The sequence below is a fragment of the Paraburkholderia mimosarum LMG 23256 = NBRC 106338 genome (genome assembly GCF_000739815.1).
Lineage (GTDB): Bacteria > Pseudomonadota > Gammaproteobacteria > Burkholderiales > Burkholderiaceae > Paraburkholderia > Paraburkholderia mimosarum.
On sequence record NZ_BBJJ01000021.1, the window covers coordinates 111226 to 126913 of the forward strand.

The following is a 15688-nucleotide window of genomic DNA, read 5'->3' on the forward strand; positions in this document are numbered from 1 at the left end:
TCGCGATGCACGTTTTGTCCGGGCGAACGTCGTCTCTGTCCATTGAGCGGAACTCGGCTCAGGCTCTAAATTGGCGGCATCAAACCCACCGGGCGCTTGCGAGAAATGCAAATACCGCGCGCCATCCCGTCCGAACCTTCCGCCAGCGGCGCGCGAAGTTCGGACGGCCCTAGAGGAGACACCGCCATGGCCCATCAGATCACACTCCGTTTCGAGGACGGCGTGACCCGCTTCATCGAGTGCGCGGACGCAGAGCGCATCACCGATGCCGCGATTCGCGCAAAGATCAATATTCCACTCGATTGCCGTGATGGCGTGTGCGGTACCTGCAAGGCAGTCTGCGAGTCAGGCGAGTACGTGCTGGGCGACTGCGTGGACGATGCGCTCAGCCCGGAGGAGGTGAGCGAGCGCAAGGTTCTCACCTGCCAGATGAGCCCGCGTTCCGATTGCGTAATCCAGATCGCCACGAACTCCGCTGTCTCCGGCACCGGCCCGACCTCCCACAGGGGGCGCATTGTCGCCTGCCAGCGCGCGTCGGGCAGCACGATCGCCTTCTCGGTCGAGCTGGAGAACCGCGCGAATCTCAGCTTCCTTCCTGGCCAGTACGTCAACATCCGCGTGCCCGGAACCGATCAAACAAGGTCCTACTCCTTCAGTTCGGGGCCGTCGGAGCCGCATTTGTCCTTCCTTGTGCGCAACGTGCGCCAAGGGGCGATGTCGACCTGGCTGTGCGAAAGCGCCAAGGCAGGGGACGAAATCGAGTTTCGCGGCCCGATGGGTGGCTTCTATCTGCGCAAGATCGAGCGCCCGGTGCTGTTTCTGGCGGGTGGCACGGGCCTCGCGCCGTTCCTCTCGATGCTGGACAAGATCGTAGAGGACGGCGGCAGCCCGTACCCGATTCACATGATCCTGGGCGTGAACACCGATGAGGATCTGGTTGGCGTCGACCGGCTCGAAGCCTATGCAGAGCGTCTGCCGAACTTCACCTATGCCTGCACCGTCGCCAGTCCCGACAGTGCCCACCCCCACAAGGGCTATGTGACGCATCACATCATCCCTTCGCAGCTCAACGACGGCGACGCGGATGTCTACCTGTGCGGCCCGCCGCCGATGGTCGATGCGGTGCGCAACCACCTCTCGGCCGAAGGGCTCGCGCCGCGCAACTTCTATTACGAGAAGTTCGCCGGTACCGGCCTGGTGGTGCAGACCGGCGAAGAGCGCATCGCGCCTGTCGATGTCGATGAAGCCTTCGACCTGCGCATGGCACTCGAACTGGGGGCAGCCCAGCTGACCATGGGCCGGCTGTCGAGCGAGCAGTTGATCCGCTTCCGCCAGCTCGCCGAGGCGACGGCGCCGTACGTGTCCGGGCAGCGCTTTACTGACGTGGCGCGCTATATCGAGGCAAACTACGCCTTCCACCTGTTCACGATTGAAGCCTCCGGAAACGCCCAGCTGATCGCGCTCTACCGGCAACTGGCCGTGCAGGACTTCATCGCGCGCGCGCTAACCGACCAGATCGAGATCGTCGGCGATATCGTCCAGCAGCACCGGGACATTGTCGGCGCCTTCGAACTGGGCGACCTGAACAAGGCACAAGAAGTGATTGCGCTGCATGCGCTCCATTCCAAGGCCACGATGAGCCGTGCGCTGGAGCGGCTGGCGCTGGGCAAGACGGCCCCTAAGGTCGCCGCGCCCCCAATTGCCGTGCCGCAAAGCGCGCCGCAGGTTTGCCCGTTCACGGCCAAAACGCTTCAGGCCTATTCACACGAACTGGACTGGCCCGAGGGGCTGGAGCCATTCAAGGTGGTCGACGACGGCTCGCAAGGCGACCCTTACGAGCACTACCGCTGGATGCGGGAACATGCGCCGGTGCTGCGTTGCCAGTCGGCGACTTCGGACGTGTGGTTCCTCTCGCGCTATGACGATGTCTACCAGGCGATCCGCAACCCGAAGCTGTTTTCCTCCGAGGTCGTCAGCCCGCCGCCGCTGACCTTCCTGACGTTGTTCGACGCGCCCGACCATTCGCGCTTGCGCAAGGTCGTTCAGCCATCCTTCCTGCCGCTGGCGCTCGATCCGTTTGTTGACCAGATCGCGCAAAGGGCGGAGGACCTGCTCGACGCGATGATCGCCAAAGGTGGCGGTGATGTCGTCAATGATTTCGCCATCCCGCTCAGCATCTCCACCATCTCCACGATGATCGACGTGCCGAACGAGGATGAGGAGAAGATGAAGTTCTGGTCGGACGAGACCTTTAGCTACTTCGGGCGCCTTGCCCGCAACGCGCCGGGGACCGGCACCGACGAGCAGAGCGCGCAGGCTTTCTTCGCATACCTGAAGGAAGCGATGGAGCGGCTCGCTCTCACCGATAGCCAATCGATCGGCGGGCATATCGCGCGCATGTGGAAGGACGGTCTGCTTTCGGAAAAGGAAGCGAAAGAACTGTGCGCCTTCGTCTTCATCGCCGGGCACGACACGACGACCATCCTTGTCGCCAATGCTTTCCGCATGCTTGCCGAACAGCCGCATCTGCTGGGACGTATCCGCGGAAACCCCGCCGACGCCGATCGTTTCGTCGAGGAGGTGGCGCGCTATCGTGGCACCGTCCAGCGCGTGAGCCGCATCACCACCGAAGCCACCACGGTCGCAGGCATCGATCTGCCCAAGGGCGCGGTGGTGCGATTGCTGCTGTCAGCGGCGAACCGCGATAGCCGCAAGTTTGCCGACGGCGAGACATTCGATATCGACCGCGATTCCAGCGGCCACCTGGGCTTCGGCAACGGCGTGCACAAATGCCTTGGCGCGCCGCTCGCCAAGCTGGAGACGCTGATCGCGACCAAGGCTCTGTCCCGCAAGATCGGCGCCATTGCGCTCGATCCGGCAAGGCCGATCCAGTATGTGCGGGGCAACAATCTGACCAACTCCGGGCCGGAGCACCTGTTCGTCAAGCTCGGCGGGCTGTCGGTATGAAACGGGTACGGGGGCGGTCGGGTCAGTCCGTGCCCGGCAAGGATCGATCGTGGGCCGCCAGGCGGTACTCGGTAGGCCGGAGTCCCGTTTGCTTGCGGAAAAAACGCCCGAAATATGCTTCGTCCTGAAACCCCAGTTCACTGGCGATCTGCTTCACGCTGAGCGTCGAATAGCCGAGCAGCCGCTTGGCCTCATGGATCGAGCGTGCGTCGATGGCCTCGCTTGCCGAGATCCCGAAGGTGGCGCGGCAGATGCGGGAGAGCTGGCCAGTGGTCACGCCCATTTCGTCGGCGTAGCTGGAGACTGGCCGCCGCTCACGGCTATGGCGGTCGAGCAGGGCGCGGAACCGTTCGATCCGCGCCGCCATTGTCCGCTGCTCTGAGCTGGCCGAAAGACGGGCGCTCTCGCTGAGGCGCCCGATCTTGACGAAGAGGGCGATCGCGAGTGCCGCGCCTGCGGTGAACTGCCAGCGCTCGTGGCTCTGAGCCTCGTGCCCGATCGACTGAAAAAGCGTGTCCAGCGGTGTGCCGCGTTCGACATCGGGATCGACCGAGAGCACCGTTGGCGTGCGCATGAATTCCAGCAACTCGGGCGCGGCTGTCATCGCCAGCGATTCCAGCGCAGGCTGCGCCGCGGTGATGACGTGACCGTCGATGTCGCTGCGGAAGTGAAACCCGTGGACCGAGTGCGCTGGCACGACGATCAGGCATGGCGCAACGACCGCCCACGTTCTGCCGTCGATGAAGGTTTCGCCGCCCCCGCGGGTGACGTAGAGCACCTGGATCAGCGCGTCGTGAACGTGCGGCTTGATCTCGAAGTCGAAACGGCCGGCACGCAGGGGAATGGGCTCGTAATGCACCATGTCGACCCAGGATTGGCCGGCTTCCGCACCGTAGAGCGCGAAGTGCAGAACGCTCCGGCGGCGCTGTTGGTCATGGGCCATGATGCACGGTATGTCCTGTTATATGTAATCTCTGTCCATTGTTCCACAGGCGCGTGAGGCGTTCAATGGCGATACGGATTTCAGGTAGCGCAAATCCACGGAAAATTTAAGGGATAAATTGCATGGCACAGCAAATTGAAAATCGCGCAGCCGCCTCGGCCTCCTACGGGCTGAACTTCAATGGCAAGGTCTGCGTGATCACGGGCGCGGGTAGTGGCATTGGTGCCGGCATCGCGCGTGCCTTCGCCAGTGCTGGAGCGCATGTAGCGCTTGTGGACCGCAATCTTGCTGGCGCAGAAGCTGTCGCCGCCGAGCTGCGGGAGGCAGGTGCCGTGGCGCAGGCGTTCGGCTGCGACGTGTCGGACGAGGCTTCGGTTGGCGCAGCCGCCGACGAGGTTCGCTCAGCCCTCGGTTCGGCCAGCGTGCTCGTCAACAATGCAGGACTACTACGCGCCGGATCGCTCGAGACGGTCTCGATCGCGGACTGGAACCAGGCCATTGCCGTGAACCTCACGGGCTATCTTCTCTGTGCCCGCGCATTCGGGCGCGACATGCTGGCCGCAGGCAAGGGCAGTATCGTGCACGTTGCCTCGATTGCGGCGTTCAATCCGCAGACTAATAGCGGTTCCTATAGCCCTAGCAAGGCGGGCGTGCTGCTGCTCTCGCGGCAGTTGGCGGCAGAGTGGGGCCCGCGCGGCGTGCGCAGCAACTGCGTGCTGCCCGGCATGATCCGCACCGCGCTGTCCGCGAAGTTCTACGAGGAGCCTGGCTTTGAGGCGCGCCGTGCCGCTGCCACCGCAAGCCGCCGCATTGGCGAGCCGGAGGATCTCGCCGGCCCGGCAATGTTCCTCGCCTCGGACCTCGCAGCTTACGTCAATGGCTCCGAAGTGCTCGTCGACGGCGGGCTCGATTGCATGCTGATGGACATGGTTCCGCGCCCTGGCTTTAACGCCACCCCGGCCGCGTGAGCGCCATCACACCATAACGAAAAGGAGAGTGGATATGGTCAAGGAGATCACTTGCGATCTGGTCGTGGTCGGATCTGGGGCAGCGGGCCTCGCCACCGCAATCACCGCAAAGAAGCGCGGCCTCGATGTCATCGTGCTCGAAAAGGAGCCTGTGTTCGGCGGTACTACCGCGCTGTCGGGCGGGGTCTTGTGGATTCCGTTGAGCAAATATGGCCGGCAGCAGAACCCGGCGGACACCGTCGAGCGCGTGCGCGAATACATGATGAGCGAGACGGGCAGCAACTACGATGCCGCCTCGGTCCAGTGCTTTATCGAGAACGGGCCGAAAATGGTCGAGTTCTTCGAGCGGGAGACCGAGATGAAGTTCGTGCCCACGCTCTATCCGGACTATCACCCGGATGCGCCCGGCGGCGCGGACATCGGCCGCTCGATCCTCGCCGCACCCTACGATATTCGCGGACTGGGCAAGGACATGCGACGCCTCAAGCCGCCGCTCGAGACGATCACCTTCATGGGGATGATGTTCAATTCCTCCAACGCGGACCTCAAGCACTTCTTCCGCGCAACCAGGTCGATTGTTTCGTTCTGCTATGTGGCTCGCCGTTTAGCTACGCACATCAAGGAGCTGGCGCTTTACCGCCGGGGGATCAACGTAACGAGCGGCAACGCGCTCGCTGCTAGGCTGGCGAAGTCGGCGCTGGCGATCGGTATTCCGATCCACACTTCGACACCCGTGAAGCAACTGCTGAGCAAGCAGGGCAAGGTAGTCGGTGTGCTCGCGAGCGCAGCGGACGGTGAGCTGCGCGTCGCCGCCCGGCACGGCGTCGTGCTGGCTTGCGGCGGCTTCCCTCACGATCTCAGGCGCATTGCGCAGGTCTATCCGCATGTGAAGCGTGGGGGTGAACATCTCTCGCCCACGCCCGTCGGCAACACGGGCGATGGACTGACCATGGCGGAGAAGGTGGGGGGCGCCGTTCAGCTTGGCTTCCCCGATGCGTCGGCGTGGATGCCTGTGTCGAAGGTGCCTTTCGGCAAGGGCCGCACGGGCGTGTTCCCGCATTTGCTCGACCGCTACAAGCCCGGCGTGATCGGCGTGCTGCGCAGCGGTCAGCGCTTCACCAATGAATCGAACTCCTACCACGACGTTGGCTCGGCGCTGATCCGTGCCTGCGAAGGTGAGCGCGAGACGGCGATGTGGCTGATCTGCGATAAGGTCGCGCTGGGCAAGTATGGCCTGGGCTATGCCAAGCCCGCGCCGATGCCGGTGGGACCGCTGCTGCGCAAAGGCTACCTCGTCAAGGGCGAGACGATCGGCGAGCTGGCCCGCAATTGCGGCATTACTCCCGAAGCGCTCGAGAAGACGATTCGCACCTACAACGGCGATGCCGTGCGCGGCGAAGACCCGGCGTTCAATCGCGGTCGCACGTCGTTCAACCGCTATCTCGCCGATCCGGACAACAAGCCCAATCCTTGCGTTGCACCGATTTCGACCGGCCCCTTCTATGCGGTGAAGGTGGTGATGGGCGATCTGGGCACGTTCGACGGCCTCCGGACCAGCGTCACCGGCGAGGTGCTGCGCGCCGACGGCAGCGAGATCGAGGGCCTTTACGCGGTTGGCAATGACCGACGCAGCGTGATGGGCGGCAACTATCCGGGCGCCGGTATCACCCATGGTCCCAACATGACGTTCGGCTATGTCACGGGTAACGCCATTGCCAACAAGGCCACGACCAGCAAAGAGAAGGTGCACGCATGAGCCGCAATCCGATGTATCTGGCAAAGCCTCTCGTGGATTTCCGGATCTACACCATCGCGCTGCGCAAGATGCCCGAGTTCATCGAGGTGTTTGACCGGCTCGCCATGCCGATCCTGCTCGAGACCCTTGGGCACCCGCTCGGCTTTTGGACAAGCCTGGTGGGGCAGCAGAACCAGTTCACCCACCTGTGGGGGTATGACGATCTTGCGGACTACGAACGACGGTGCCTCGCACGCGATACGCATCCGGCTTTCCCCGCCTATCTCAAGGCATCGGGCCATCTGATCACGGCACAGGAGACACGGCTCATTCGTGCCGCCGCGCTGGGTAGCGTCGCAGCGTAAGCCGATACGCCGCTATCACACACCCGCTGCGTTTCTTTTCGCGTATCGCGCTACGACGGACCCAATGCCAGGTCGCGATGTGCAGCGCTCTGGAATTCGCGGGGCGTCGCGCCTGTCTGCTTGCGGAAGTAGCGGCTGAAATAGGCGCTGTCCTCGAATCCCAGGCTGTGCGCTATCTGCTTGACGGTCATGCCCGAGTAGACCAGATCGCGCTGCGCTTCGCGAATCAGATGGTCGTTGATCAGCGCAGTGGGTGACGAACCGAGTTCTTCGCGGCAGATGCGCCCGAGTTGCGGCGGGGTGACATCGAGCGCGGCTGCATAGAACTCGACCGGACGATGCTCCCGGAAGTGCTGGGCAATCAGCTCGCGAAAGCGTCTGATTTGCAGACTGCGCCGCGCGGCGAGCGCGGCCACCGGCACGTTGGCATCGTCGATAAGCCGTGCCGCCTGTACAAAAAGTGCCATTAACAGCGACATGCCCGCTGCCGCATAACCGGCCGCGCCGCGGCGAAATTCAGTCTCGAGCAGATGAAAGAGCGGCATCAGCGTCTCGTCGCTGGCTGCTGACCCGCGCACCGGAATGACGGCGGGGCGCTGGAGAACCGCGACTAGCGACGTTGAAACGGACTTCGCGATGGACTCCAGCGCGCGCTGTGCCGCCGTGACGACAAGGCCATCGATCTCCGGCGAAAACGCGAAACCGTGCACCACCTGCGCGGGAAGAATCACGAGGCAGGGCGGGTCAAACGGTGTTTTTTCACTCTCGATGACGACGTGACCACGACCGCTGCGGATGTAGAGAAACTGCAGCAGCGCGTCGTGACGGTGCGCGGGAATGTTCCAGTCGTTCGGCCGGCTGCGCTCGGGAATCCACTCGAAATTGAATGCGTCATGCCACGGCGGACGCGCGGCCGACGCTTCTCCGTACAGCTCGTAACTAGGGATTTTCCTCATGTCGCCTTCCCTGAGATGTACAGATTGTCCTGTTTTTCCACAGTTTTGTCCATGATCTCCCGGCGCCGTCTGCCTATACTTCAGGCAGGCGGAATCGACGAAGATTTTTCGCTGGAGACACAGGACACGCTTTGGCGTATGCCCTTCATGGGAGAGATTCGGATGCCTAACAAAACAAGGGAGCCAGTGCAGACTGGCTGAATGTGGCGGGGAAGACGTCGCGCGTGGCGCGCTCACGCTGCGCGAGCGCTGACACGAACCTCTCACGCCACGGCGCTGCGGCGCGCCGTGGCAGACACCGGCCGTCCCGCACCCGCGGGCACGGCGCCGCAAAAGAACGACATTGATCTCAGGAGACATCGCAATGGAAACGCTCGATCCCGTCGGCCCCGCCGGCGCGTTGCCCCCGCTTGTCCATCACGTTGCTGGAGGGCGGCAATGAAGACCTTCGAACGCGTAGTCGATACCCAGGCCTTCATTGACGGCCAACGCTTCTCCCCATTTCAGTGGATCATTCTCGTGCTGTGCTTTCTCGTGGTCGCCGCCGACGGCTACGACACGGCAGCCATCGGCTTCATCGCGCCGTCGCTCGTGCAGCAGTGGGGCATTGCGCGTGTCGCGCTCGGTCCGGTGATGAGCGCGGCGCTGGTCGGGCTCGGCATCGGCGCGGTGCTGGCCGGCCCGCTCGCCGACCGGCTCGGACGCAAGACCGTGCTGGTGCTTTCCGTGGCGTTCTTCGGGCTGTGGAGTCTTGCGGCGGCATTTGCCGGCACGGTCGAGTCGCTGACCGTGCTGCGCTTCTGCACGGGTCTCGGTCTCGGCGCTGCCATGCCGAACGCCGTCACGCTGATGTCCGAATATGCGCCGACACGCGTGCGCGCGGTCGTCGTCAATACGATGTTCTGTGGCTTTTCCACCGGCCTCGCGCTCGGCGGATTCGCCTCTGCATGGTTAATTCCGCATTTTGGCTGGCAAAGCGTGCTGGTCGCGGGCGGTATCGGGCCAATCGTGCTTACGGTTCTGCTGATCCTGCTCTTGCCCGAGTCCGTTCTGTTCATGGCGGTACGTCAGCGTGCCGGCGCGAAGATCGCACGGATCCTCGGCCGTATTGCACCCGGCACGGCGTTCGATGGCTGCCGCTTCGTTGCGCCTGAGGGCGGCGTGAGCGCGAAGCGCGAATCGGCGATTCGCGTCGTCCTGTCGCGACAGTACCGCTTCGGGACAATGATGTTGTGGCTCGCGTACTTCATGGGCCTACTGATCTATTACCTGCTCACCAACTGGCTGCCCACGCTGTTTCGCGACACGGGCTTCTCCGGCGCGCGTGCAGCCATGATGACCTCACTTTTCCCGCTTGGGGGCGTGCTGGGCAATCTGTGCGTCGGCTGGTTCATGGACCGTCTCAACGCCAATCGCGTGATCGCCGCCACGTATGTGTTAGCCGCAGTAATGGTTCTGCTGGTAGGGCGCGGTGTCGGCCACCATTTGTGGCTCGGCACGCTCATCTTCTTGACCGGGACATTGGTCACGAGCGCAGTCACGTCGATGTCTGCGCTGGCCGCCGCGTTTTATCCGACGCAAGGGCGGGCGACTGGCGTTGCCTGGATGCTCGGCGTGGGGCGCATAGGGGGAGTGGCAGGGGCACTGGTCGGCGCAGCCCTGATGGGCTTTGGCTGGCAGATCGGTTCCGTGTTCAGCCTGCTTGCCGTGCCGGCGCTGGTGTCCGCGTGCGCGCTGTTCGTGATGATCGGGCGTGGCGCAGCCGCCTCGCAAACGCGCGCGCAACAAAGCGTGCCGATGCACTAGGCAAGGGTCGGCCACGTCAGCATTCAGTCTCGGCGCGGCCTACGATTACGCGAAGGGCAACGACGTCCATACACCGGATGGCGCAAGCGTCGGCAATCAGCATTTCAATCGGGTCAGTGTGATGGCCGATTACTTTCTTTCGAAGCGAACCGACCTCTACGCCGAAGGTCGGGTAAGGCGTCCACCGGTGCGCCTGCAGTGGCTAACATCGGCAATGCCGGCGACTCGTCGAACCGCCACCAGGCGCTGGTACGCGTCGCGCTTCGTCACAGGTTCTGAGCCATCGCTGCACAGACAGGCGGCTCTTGGATCAGGCCAATGACCACGCGCTCACAAGGGCGTGTGGCCTTGCGCCGGGATGCGCGATCGCGCTGGTCTCTCTGAAGAGCGGCCAGCCCGATACTGGCAACAGGGTTATCATTTTCGCCTGCGAAAGGCGTTTGGCGTCACGCCAGTGAATCGCTTGAAGAAACGCGTGAAATACGCGGGCTCCGTGAAGCCCAAAAAATCGGATACCTGATTGATATTGAGTGCGGTGTAGGTGAGACTGCGCTTGGCCTCCAGCAACAATCGCTGGTGGACGAGGGCGAGGGCGCTTTTGCCCGCTATGCGCTGGCAAACCATATTCAAATACACTGGCGTCACGCCCAGGCGCTCGGCGTAGCGGCTGATCGGAAAATGTTCGCGGTAGTGTTTTTCGATCAGGCCGGAGAATGCCCTCAGGTAGGCCTGGCCGCGATCCTGAAGTTCGCCCCTTTCCTCGCCTTGCTGATCCTGGCGACTGACCCATACGACGAGCGCGCTCACGAGCGAGCGGAGCATCAAGTCCCTTGAAGGCGCGGGAAGGCCGTATTCCTGATTCAACCGGACGCACAGTGTGTTCAGGTAAGGCTGGTCGCTGCCGACCGAATAGCAGCCCGGGTGCTCAAGCACGCGGCGCGGCGCATCGATTTGCTGCTGAAGCCAGTTCATCAGCGGCGCAGCGACAGTAATCACATATCCGTCGACTTCCGGAGAGAACTGGAAGCCGTGCACGCACATCGGCGGGACGACCTGGACCGATGGCCTATCTATCCGTGTCATCTCGCCCTCAATTTCGAGCCGTGCCACGCCTTTCTGGACATACAGGATTTGCGCGAGGTCCGCGTGCCGGTGTCGCCGGATTTCCCAGTCATGCAAGCTGCTTCGCTCGGGTATCGACTCGCAGTGCAGCAAATCGAGCGTGCTCCAGTCAGGCCCTTCGCCGTATAACTTGAAGACGGGGATGTCGTGCTGCGCCGGATGCTTCATGAGTGTTCGATAGCGGGTTTTTCGGCCCGCATTGGACTTTCTAAAAGTCCAATTTTATTCGAAAAAATTGCCTTATCAGCGCGGCGGGTTTCTAGAAAAATACAATTCAACCGCGACGCTGCTAATTGGGGCTCGTAGAGCAAAGTAGAAGCCGCGGTGCAGACGATTACAGGAGACATCGGTCATGAAGACCAAAGTAGCGATCATCGGCGCCGGGCCGTCCGGCCTGCTTTTGGGACAATTGCTGCACAAGGCGGGTATCGACAACGTCATTCTTGAACGTCAAAGCGGCGAATACGTGCTCGGCCGAATCCGTGCGGGCGTGCTCGAGCAGGGCATGGTCGACCTGATGCGCGAAGCGGGCGTGAGCGAGCGCATGGATGCGGAAGGGTTGGTTCACGACGGCATCGAACTCGTGTTCGGTGGGCGGCGTGACCGGATCGACCTGAAGCAGCTCACGGGTGGCTCGTCGGTGCTGGTTTACGGCCAGACAGAAGTGACGCGCGATTTGATGGCGGCACGCGCGGCAAGCGGTGCGACCACGATCTACGAAGCGGCCAACGTTCAGTTGCACGACGTGAAGGGCGAAGCGCCCTACGTCACATTCGAAAAGAACGGCGAGACATACCGTCTGGATTGCGATTACGTCGCGGGCTGCGATGGCTTCCATGGCGTTTCGCGCAAGACGATCCCAGAGGAAGTGCTCACGCATTACGAGCGCGTCTATCCGTTTGGCTGGCTCGGCATGCTGTCCGATACCCCGCCTGTCAACCACGAACTGATTTACGCGCATCACGAGCGCGGATTTGTGCTGTGCAGCCAGCGTTCGACGACACGCAGCCGTTACTACCTGCAAGTGCCGTTGACCGAGAAGGTCGAAGACTGGTCCGACGAACGCTTCTGGGAAGAGTTGAAGACACGCCTGCCACAGGACGTGGCTGAGAAGATCGTCACGGGTCCCTCGCTCGAGAAGAGCATCGCGCCGCTGCGCAGCTATGTAGTTGAGCCGATGCAGTACGGCAAGCTGTTTCTCGTTGGCGACGCGGCGCACATCGTGCCGCCGACCGGTGCGAAGGGTCTCAATCTCGCTGCGAGCGACGTGAGCACGCTGTATCGGATTCTGAATCGCGTCTACCGCGACGGCCGCACCGATCTGCTTGAAAAGTACTCGCAGATCGCGCTCCGCCGCGTGTGGAAGGCCGAACGTTTCTCGTGGTTCATGACGAACCTGCTGCACGAGTTCTCGGAGCGCGACGCCTTCGACAAGCGTATGCAGCGCACCGACTACGACTACTACACGACTTCCGACGCCGGGCTCAAGACGATCGCGGAAAACTATGTGGGCTTGCCGTACGAACCCGTTGAATGAAGCAACTGTGATGTTCGCTTGATTCGCACTCGCCGGCTTTGCAGATGAATCGCGGGGTGCGCGGCCTGGTATTCCGAGCTCTCATATTCATCCGCCGGCATCCACGCCTTCTGCGATGCATGTAGGGACCTGTATCAGCCCGCCGCTACGAAACCGGTTGAGCCTTCCGGGCGAGCCGCCGCACGCGCTGGCAGGACGGGCCCGCTGAAAGCGCGGGCAGTCACGGGCAAGGCCCTCTGATCATCCCATTGGAGATTGGCCGGATGATCGTCGATGGGCGGGACAGGTCATGCCGGTCAGACGATCTCCGGCCGGCAGCGCAACACGCCCTCGTCGATGGAATGATCCACGAAGCGGTGGCCGTGCAACTGCGAACCTGCCTGCTGCCTTTCGCCGGGCGGCTGTGGGAAGAGGCGCGGCAATCCACGCCACGCGCACCATTTCGCCTGATGTGTTCCCGAAGCTCTGGGCACTCCCGGAGCCACGCATCGAAGCCGACTTCATTCGTCGACGAGGCGCAGGGCAGCGATGGTGCCATGCTGTCGGTCCTCGGCCGGCAGCGCTGTGCGCAGATCATCGACTTGGGCGACCCTTACCAGAAAATCTACGGGCGGCGTGGCGCGATCATTGCGATGGCGCAGATCGACGCGCCCGAATGCGCGCTCACGGAGTCGTTCCGTTTTGGCGCCACATGTGCCGTGGCCTGCAGATGCCAGAATTGTGATGAAATAATCTGCGTGCCCTTTGTCGCGCACATTTTGCACAGCGGCAATCGGTCGTCACCGGTCGGTGCAGCCATCCGTGCCTTAGGTGCAGGCGATGGTGATGGTTGATCGGACGGACTACACTGACGAGCGGGAGCCCTTCATGGGCTGCAGAGGAACGGCGCTTCGACGCCGGCTTGACGACCTGACGACGGCTTGCTCATGGTTGATGAAGCGAAATATCCGACGTCCTACGAATCCGTGATGTTCGCGGACGTAAGCCGCAGCACGGAGATTTACGAGACCGTTGGTGACATGGTTGCCTTCGAGGCGATTGCGCAGTGTATTGCGGTAATGAAATCGTGCGCGGAAGCCTTGGAGGGGCGAATCGTCAAGACCATTGGCGACGAAGTCATGGCGGTGTTTCCGTCAGCCGGATATGCGATGCAGGCCGCGATCGACATGCAGATGGCCGTCTCGGAGTTGCCTGTGCTGGTGGGGCAGCCGATGTCGCTGCGTATCGGTTTTCATCACGGTCCCGTGTTGCCTGATGAAAGAGGAGACGTGTTCGGCGACACCGTGAATCTGGCCGCCCGACTGACGGAGCTTGCTTCGCCGGGGCAGGTCGTCACGAGCAAGGACGCCGTAGAGTGTCTGCCGGCGCGACTGCGTCAGATGGCGCGCTATCTTTACCCGATACAGGTGCGGGGAAAAAGACAGCCAACGGAGTTGTTCGAGGCGATCTGGCAGCAGGGCGCCGATCTGACAGTTATGGGTAACGACCTGACGCGCCTGCCTTGTGCATCGTTGTTGACCCTGCGCTATGGGGAGGCGGGCATGGACATGAGTGAGACGTCCTCGCTGGTGACGATCGGCCGTGGCGCCAACATGAGCATCGTCGTGCGCGATTGCCGGGCATCGAGGGTGCACGCGTCGATCGAGTGCCGTGGCGGAAAGTACGTGTTGCGTGACTGCAGTTCTAATGGCACGCGCATCACGATCGACGGTGGCCATGAACTGATCCTGCGCCGCGACGAGGTGACGCTCTGGGGGCACGGCTGGATCTCATTCGGGCCGTCCGACGGCGAGGGAGCGGAGCGCGTGGAGTTTTCCTGCACACGTCTGCCCAGACCGCCGGGTTGATCGACGGGCTCTGGTGCAAGAACATCACCGCTTCAGGCGTCGCAGGTTACAGGGGCACATCCTGTTTTTGGAGGTGAAACACTGATATGGCGCTGATATTGACTCCTATCGTCAACCCGCTTTCACAGTGATTCAGCCGTAGCGTCCAAAAAGCGCTCTATGAGCAACGAATCCCCTGATGACATCGCTGCTAAATGGAAAGGAGGTGAATTTCCCAAATCGACCTCGTAATCGCGCACAAAACAATCGAATTCAACCTCTGCTAACGTTTGGTTTGATACGCGCGTGAGTCCGGGCCAGCATTGCCACTTGTCTCGACTCTACGCAGCCAACCGAGCGGGACATGGCATGCGTCTATTTTCCTGTGTCTTCTTTCTGGCCGTCGCAGCGTATCTTTGCGCGATGGCCGCACTGTTTCTGATGCAGGACAGCATCCTGCTGCCATCTACGCCTGATGCAGCCGATCTGCGGACGGTCACGCACGCTGGCGACGAAATCGCTGTCTTGAGGACGCACGGCGAATACGCGGGTTATGTCGTGACACCGGCCGGAAAGCGGGCGCGTGGCACGTTTATCGTCTATCACGGAAACGAGGAGTCGGCACAGACCAAGCTGCCACTCGCTGATGTCTTCGTGCGCAATGGATATCGCGTCGTCATCGTCGAGTATCCGGGACACGGCAACCGTTCGGGCGCACGCACGATGAAGGCGGCGGTGGCGGCCTCGCGCGAGGCCCTGGCGGGAACGCTCGCTCAATGGGGCGGCCCGGTCTTTCTGATCGGCGAATCGCTGGGCGCCGGCATGGCGTCGCAGGTGACAAAAGGCAACGAGGCGGCGGTAGCGGGCGTCGTGCTTATCACGCCGTGGGACACGCTCGCCGATGTCGCCGCGGAGAAATACCCGCTTTTCCCGGTGCGCTGGCTGCTGCACGATCCCTTCGATTCCGTCGCCGCACTGTCTCGCTACGACGGGCCGGTCGTCATCGTCGGTGCGCAGCAGGACACGTTGATTCCCGTCGCGCATGCGCGCCGGTTCGCGAGCGAACACGATCACGCACGGCTTCTTTTATTACCGACAGCCGATCATGACGACTGGTTCGGGGCCATGAGTCAGGGCGACTGGAAGCAGATCCTCGCGTGGCTTGGCGCCGGGTGAAGCGGCGCTGACAGGGTTTGGGGCAGCGAGGCCGCTAGAGTTGTGCCGGTTGAATCGCAAATTTGACATAATCTTTATTATCGCATTTTAGAACGATCGTGCTTTTTAGCTTCGATGTCTGGAGAGCGCCTTGACCGCCAGCATGCACATCGCGAACCTTGACATCTGATCGCGGGGCATGGTCTTCCGCCTGCCATCGACATCAGGCTCATCGCGTCGGCTGGCCAAACAGCCGCGGATCCAGCGTAAAGGGTTCCGTGCTGATCACCTTTACGCTTGCCATCTGC

At 62.3% G+C, this 15688-nt stretch carries 13 protein-coding genes; 10 read left to right on the forward strand and 3 right to left on the reverse strand.

Features of this window, described 5'->3' with window-relative positions; genetic code table 11:
* Window positions 1-186 precede the first annotated feature (186 nt).
* Window positions 187-2967, forward strand: coding sequence for a benzoate 1,2-dioxygenase electron transfer component BenC (gene benC / locus BMI01S_RS17575; protein ID WP_028231240.1), 2781 nt, complete (start codon window positions 187-189; stop codon window positions 2965-2967).
* A gap of 22 nt (window positions 2968-2989) precedes the next feature.
* Here benC and BMI01S_RS17580 read toward each other — a convergent pair whose 3' ends face one another.
* On the reverse strand, window positions 2990-3910 hold the full coding sequence (locus BMI01S_RS17580; RefSeq protein ID WP_028212404.1) for a helix-turn-helix domain-containing protein: 921 nt from the start codon (window positions 3908-3910) through the stop codon (window positions 2990-2992).
* A 122-nt stretch (window positions 3911-4032) separates the two neighbouring features.
* On the opposite strand from BMI01S_RS17580, the gene BMI01S_RS17585 reads away from it, so the two are divergent.
* The 3 genes from BMI01S_RS17585 to BMI01S_RS17595 are packed head-to-tail and all read left to right on the forward strand — an operon-like array spanning window position 4033 to window position 6978.
* Window positions 4033-4878 carry an SDR family NAD(P)-dependent oxidoreductase gene (locus tag BMI01S_RS17585; protein ID WP_028231241.1) on the forward strand — a complete coding sequence of 282 codons (846 nt, stop codon included), beginning with the start codon at window positions 4033-4035 and terminating at the stop codon, window positions 4876-4878.
* A 34-nt stretch (window positions 4879-4912) separates the two neighbouring features.
* Window positions 4913-6634: an FAD-dependent oxidoreductase gene (locus BMI01S_RS17590; protein WP_028231242.1), complete on the forward strand. Its 1722-nt coding sequence runs from the start codon at window positions 4913-4915 to the stop codon at window positions 6632-6634.
* Window positions 6631-6978: an NIPSNAP family protein gene (locus BMI01S_RS17595; protein WP_028212407.1), complete on the forward strand. Its 348-nt coding sequence runs from the start codon at window positions 6631-6633 to the stop codon at window positions 6976-6978. The genes BMI01S_RS17590 and BMI01S_RS17595 overlap by 4 nt, the downstream gene beginning before the upstream one ends.
* 50 nt (window positions 6979-7028) lie before the next feature.
* On the opposite strand, the gene BMI01S_RS17600 is transcribed toward BMI01S_RS17595, so the two are convergent.
* Complete coding sequence (locus tag BMI01S_RS17600) at window positions 7029-7934, reverse strand: helix-turn-helix domain-containing protein (protein ID WP_028212408.1); 906 nt, start codon at window positions 7932-7934, stop codon at window positions 7029-7031.
* A 438-nt stretch (window positions 7935-8372) separates the two neighbouring features.
* On the opposite strand from BMI01S_RS17600, the gene BMI01S_RS17605 reads away from it, so the two are divergent.
* Complete coding sequence (locus tag BMI01S_RS17605; protein ID WP_028231243.1) at window positions 8373-9740, forward strand: MFS transporter; 1368 nt, start codon at window positions 8373-8375, stop codon at window positions 9738-9740.
* Window positions 9688-10062, forward strand: coding sequence for a porin (locus tag BMI01S_RS40875; protein ID WP_407669024.1), 375 nt, complete (start codon window positions 9688-9690; stop codon window positions 10060-10062). The genes BMI01S_RS17605 and BMI01S_RS40875 overlap by 53 nt, the downstream gene beginning before the upstream one ends.
* A 95-nt stretch (window positions 10063-10157) precedes the next feature.
* Here the strand turns inward: BMI01S_RS40875 and BMI01S_RS17610 are convergent, their stop codons facing one another.
* Window positions 10158-11030: a helix-turn-helix domain-containing protein gene (locus BMI01S_RS17610; protein ID WP_028231244.1), complete on the reverse strand. Its 873-nt coding sequence runs from the start codon at window positions 11028-11030 to the stop codon at window positions 10158-10160.
* 184 nt (window positions 11031-11214) lie between these two features.
* On the opposite strand from BMI01S_RS17610, the gene pobA reads away from it, so the two are divergent.
* The 4 genes from pobA (at window position 11215) to BMI01S_RS17630 (ending at window position 15401) form a co-directional block, all read left to right on the forward strand.
* Entirely contained in the window at window positions 11215-12399 is a 1185-nt protein-coding gene (pobA, locus tag BMI01S_RS17615; protein WP_028212410.1) for a 4-hydroxybenzoate 3-monooxygenase, read from the forward strand.
* Window positions 12400-12662: 263 nt separating this feature from the next.
* On the forward strand, window positions 12663-13232 hold the full coding sequence (locus tag BMI01S_RS40880) for a hypothetical protein (protein WP_028231245.1): 570 nt from the start codon (window positions 12663-12665) through the stop codon (window positions 13230-13232).
* A 93-nt stretch (window positions 13233-13325) separates the two neighbouring features.
* The gene (locus BMI01S_RS17625) at window positions 13326-14246 is read left to right on the forward strand and encodes an adenylate/guanylate cyclase domain-containing protein (protein WP_028212412.1); all 921 of its coding nucleotides are present in this window, start codon (window positions 13326-13328) and stop codon (window positions 14244-14246) included.
* A 348-nt stretch (window positions 14247-14594) separates the two neighbouring features.
* On the forward strand, window positions 14595-15401 hold the full coding sequence (locus BMI01S_RS17630; protein WP_028231246.1) for an alpha/beta hydrolase: 807 nt from the start codon (window positions 14595-14597) through the stop codon (window positions 15399-15401).
* Window positions 15402-15688 lie beyond the last annotated feature (287 nt).

Bases quoted from the DNA above. Each gene is read 5' to 3' on its own strand.
- BMI01S_RS17610 (WP_028231244.1), bottom strand. From the start codon at position 11,030: ATGAAGCATCCGGCGCAGCACGACATCCCCGTCTTCAAGTTATACGGC.
- BMI01S_RS17595 (WP_028212407.1), top strand. From the start codon at position 6,631: ATGAGCCGCAATCCGATGTATCTGGCAAAGCCTCTCGTGGATTTCCGG.
- BMI01S_RS17605 (WP_028231243.1), top strand. From the start codon at position 8,373: ATGAAGACCTTCGAACGCGTAGTCGATACCCAGGCCTTCATTGACGGC.
- BMI01S_RS17585 (WP_028231241.1), top strand. From the start codon at position 4,033: ATGGCACAGCAAATTGAAAATCGCGCAGCCGCCTCGGCCTCCTACGGG.
- BMI01S_RS17625 (WP_028212412.1), top strand. From the start codon at position 13,326: ATGGTTGATGAAGCGAAATATCCGACGTCCTACGAATCCGTGATGTTC.
- BMI01S_RS17580 (WP_028212404.1), bottom strand. From the start codon at position 3,910: ATGGCCCATGACCAACAGCGCCGCCGGAGCGTTCTGCACTTCGCGCTC.
- BMI01S_RS17630 (WP_028231246.1), top strand. From the start codon at position 14,595: ATGCGTCTATTTTCCTGTGTCTTCTTTCTGGCCGTCGCAGCGTATCTT.
- BMI01S_RS40880 (WP_028231245.1), top strand. From the start codon at position 12,663: ATGATCGTCGATGGGCGGGACAGGTCATGCCGGTCAGACGATCTCCGG.
- BMI01S_RS17600 (WP_028212408.1), bottom strand. From the start codon at position 7,934: ATGAGGAAAATCCCTAGTTACGAGCTGTACGGAGAAGCGTCGGCCGCG.
- BMI01S_RS17590 (WP_028231242.1), top strand. From the start codon at position 4,913: ATGGTCAAGGAGATCACTTGCGATCTGGTCGTGGTCGGATCTGGGGCA.
- benC (WP_028231240.1), top strand. From the start codon at position 187: ATGGCCCATCAGATCACACTCCGTTTCGAGGACGGCGTGACCCGCTTC.
- pobA (WP_028212410.1), top strand. From the start codon at position 11,215: ATGAAGACCAAAGTAGCGATCATCGGCGCCGGGCCGTCCGGCCTGCTT.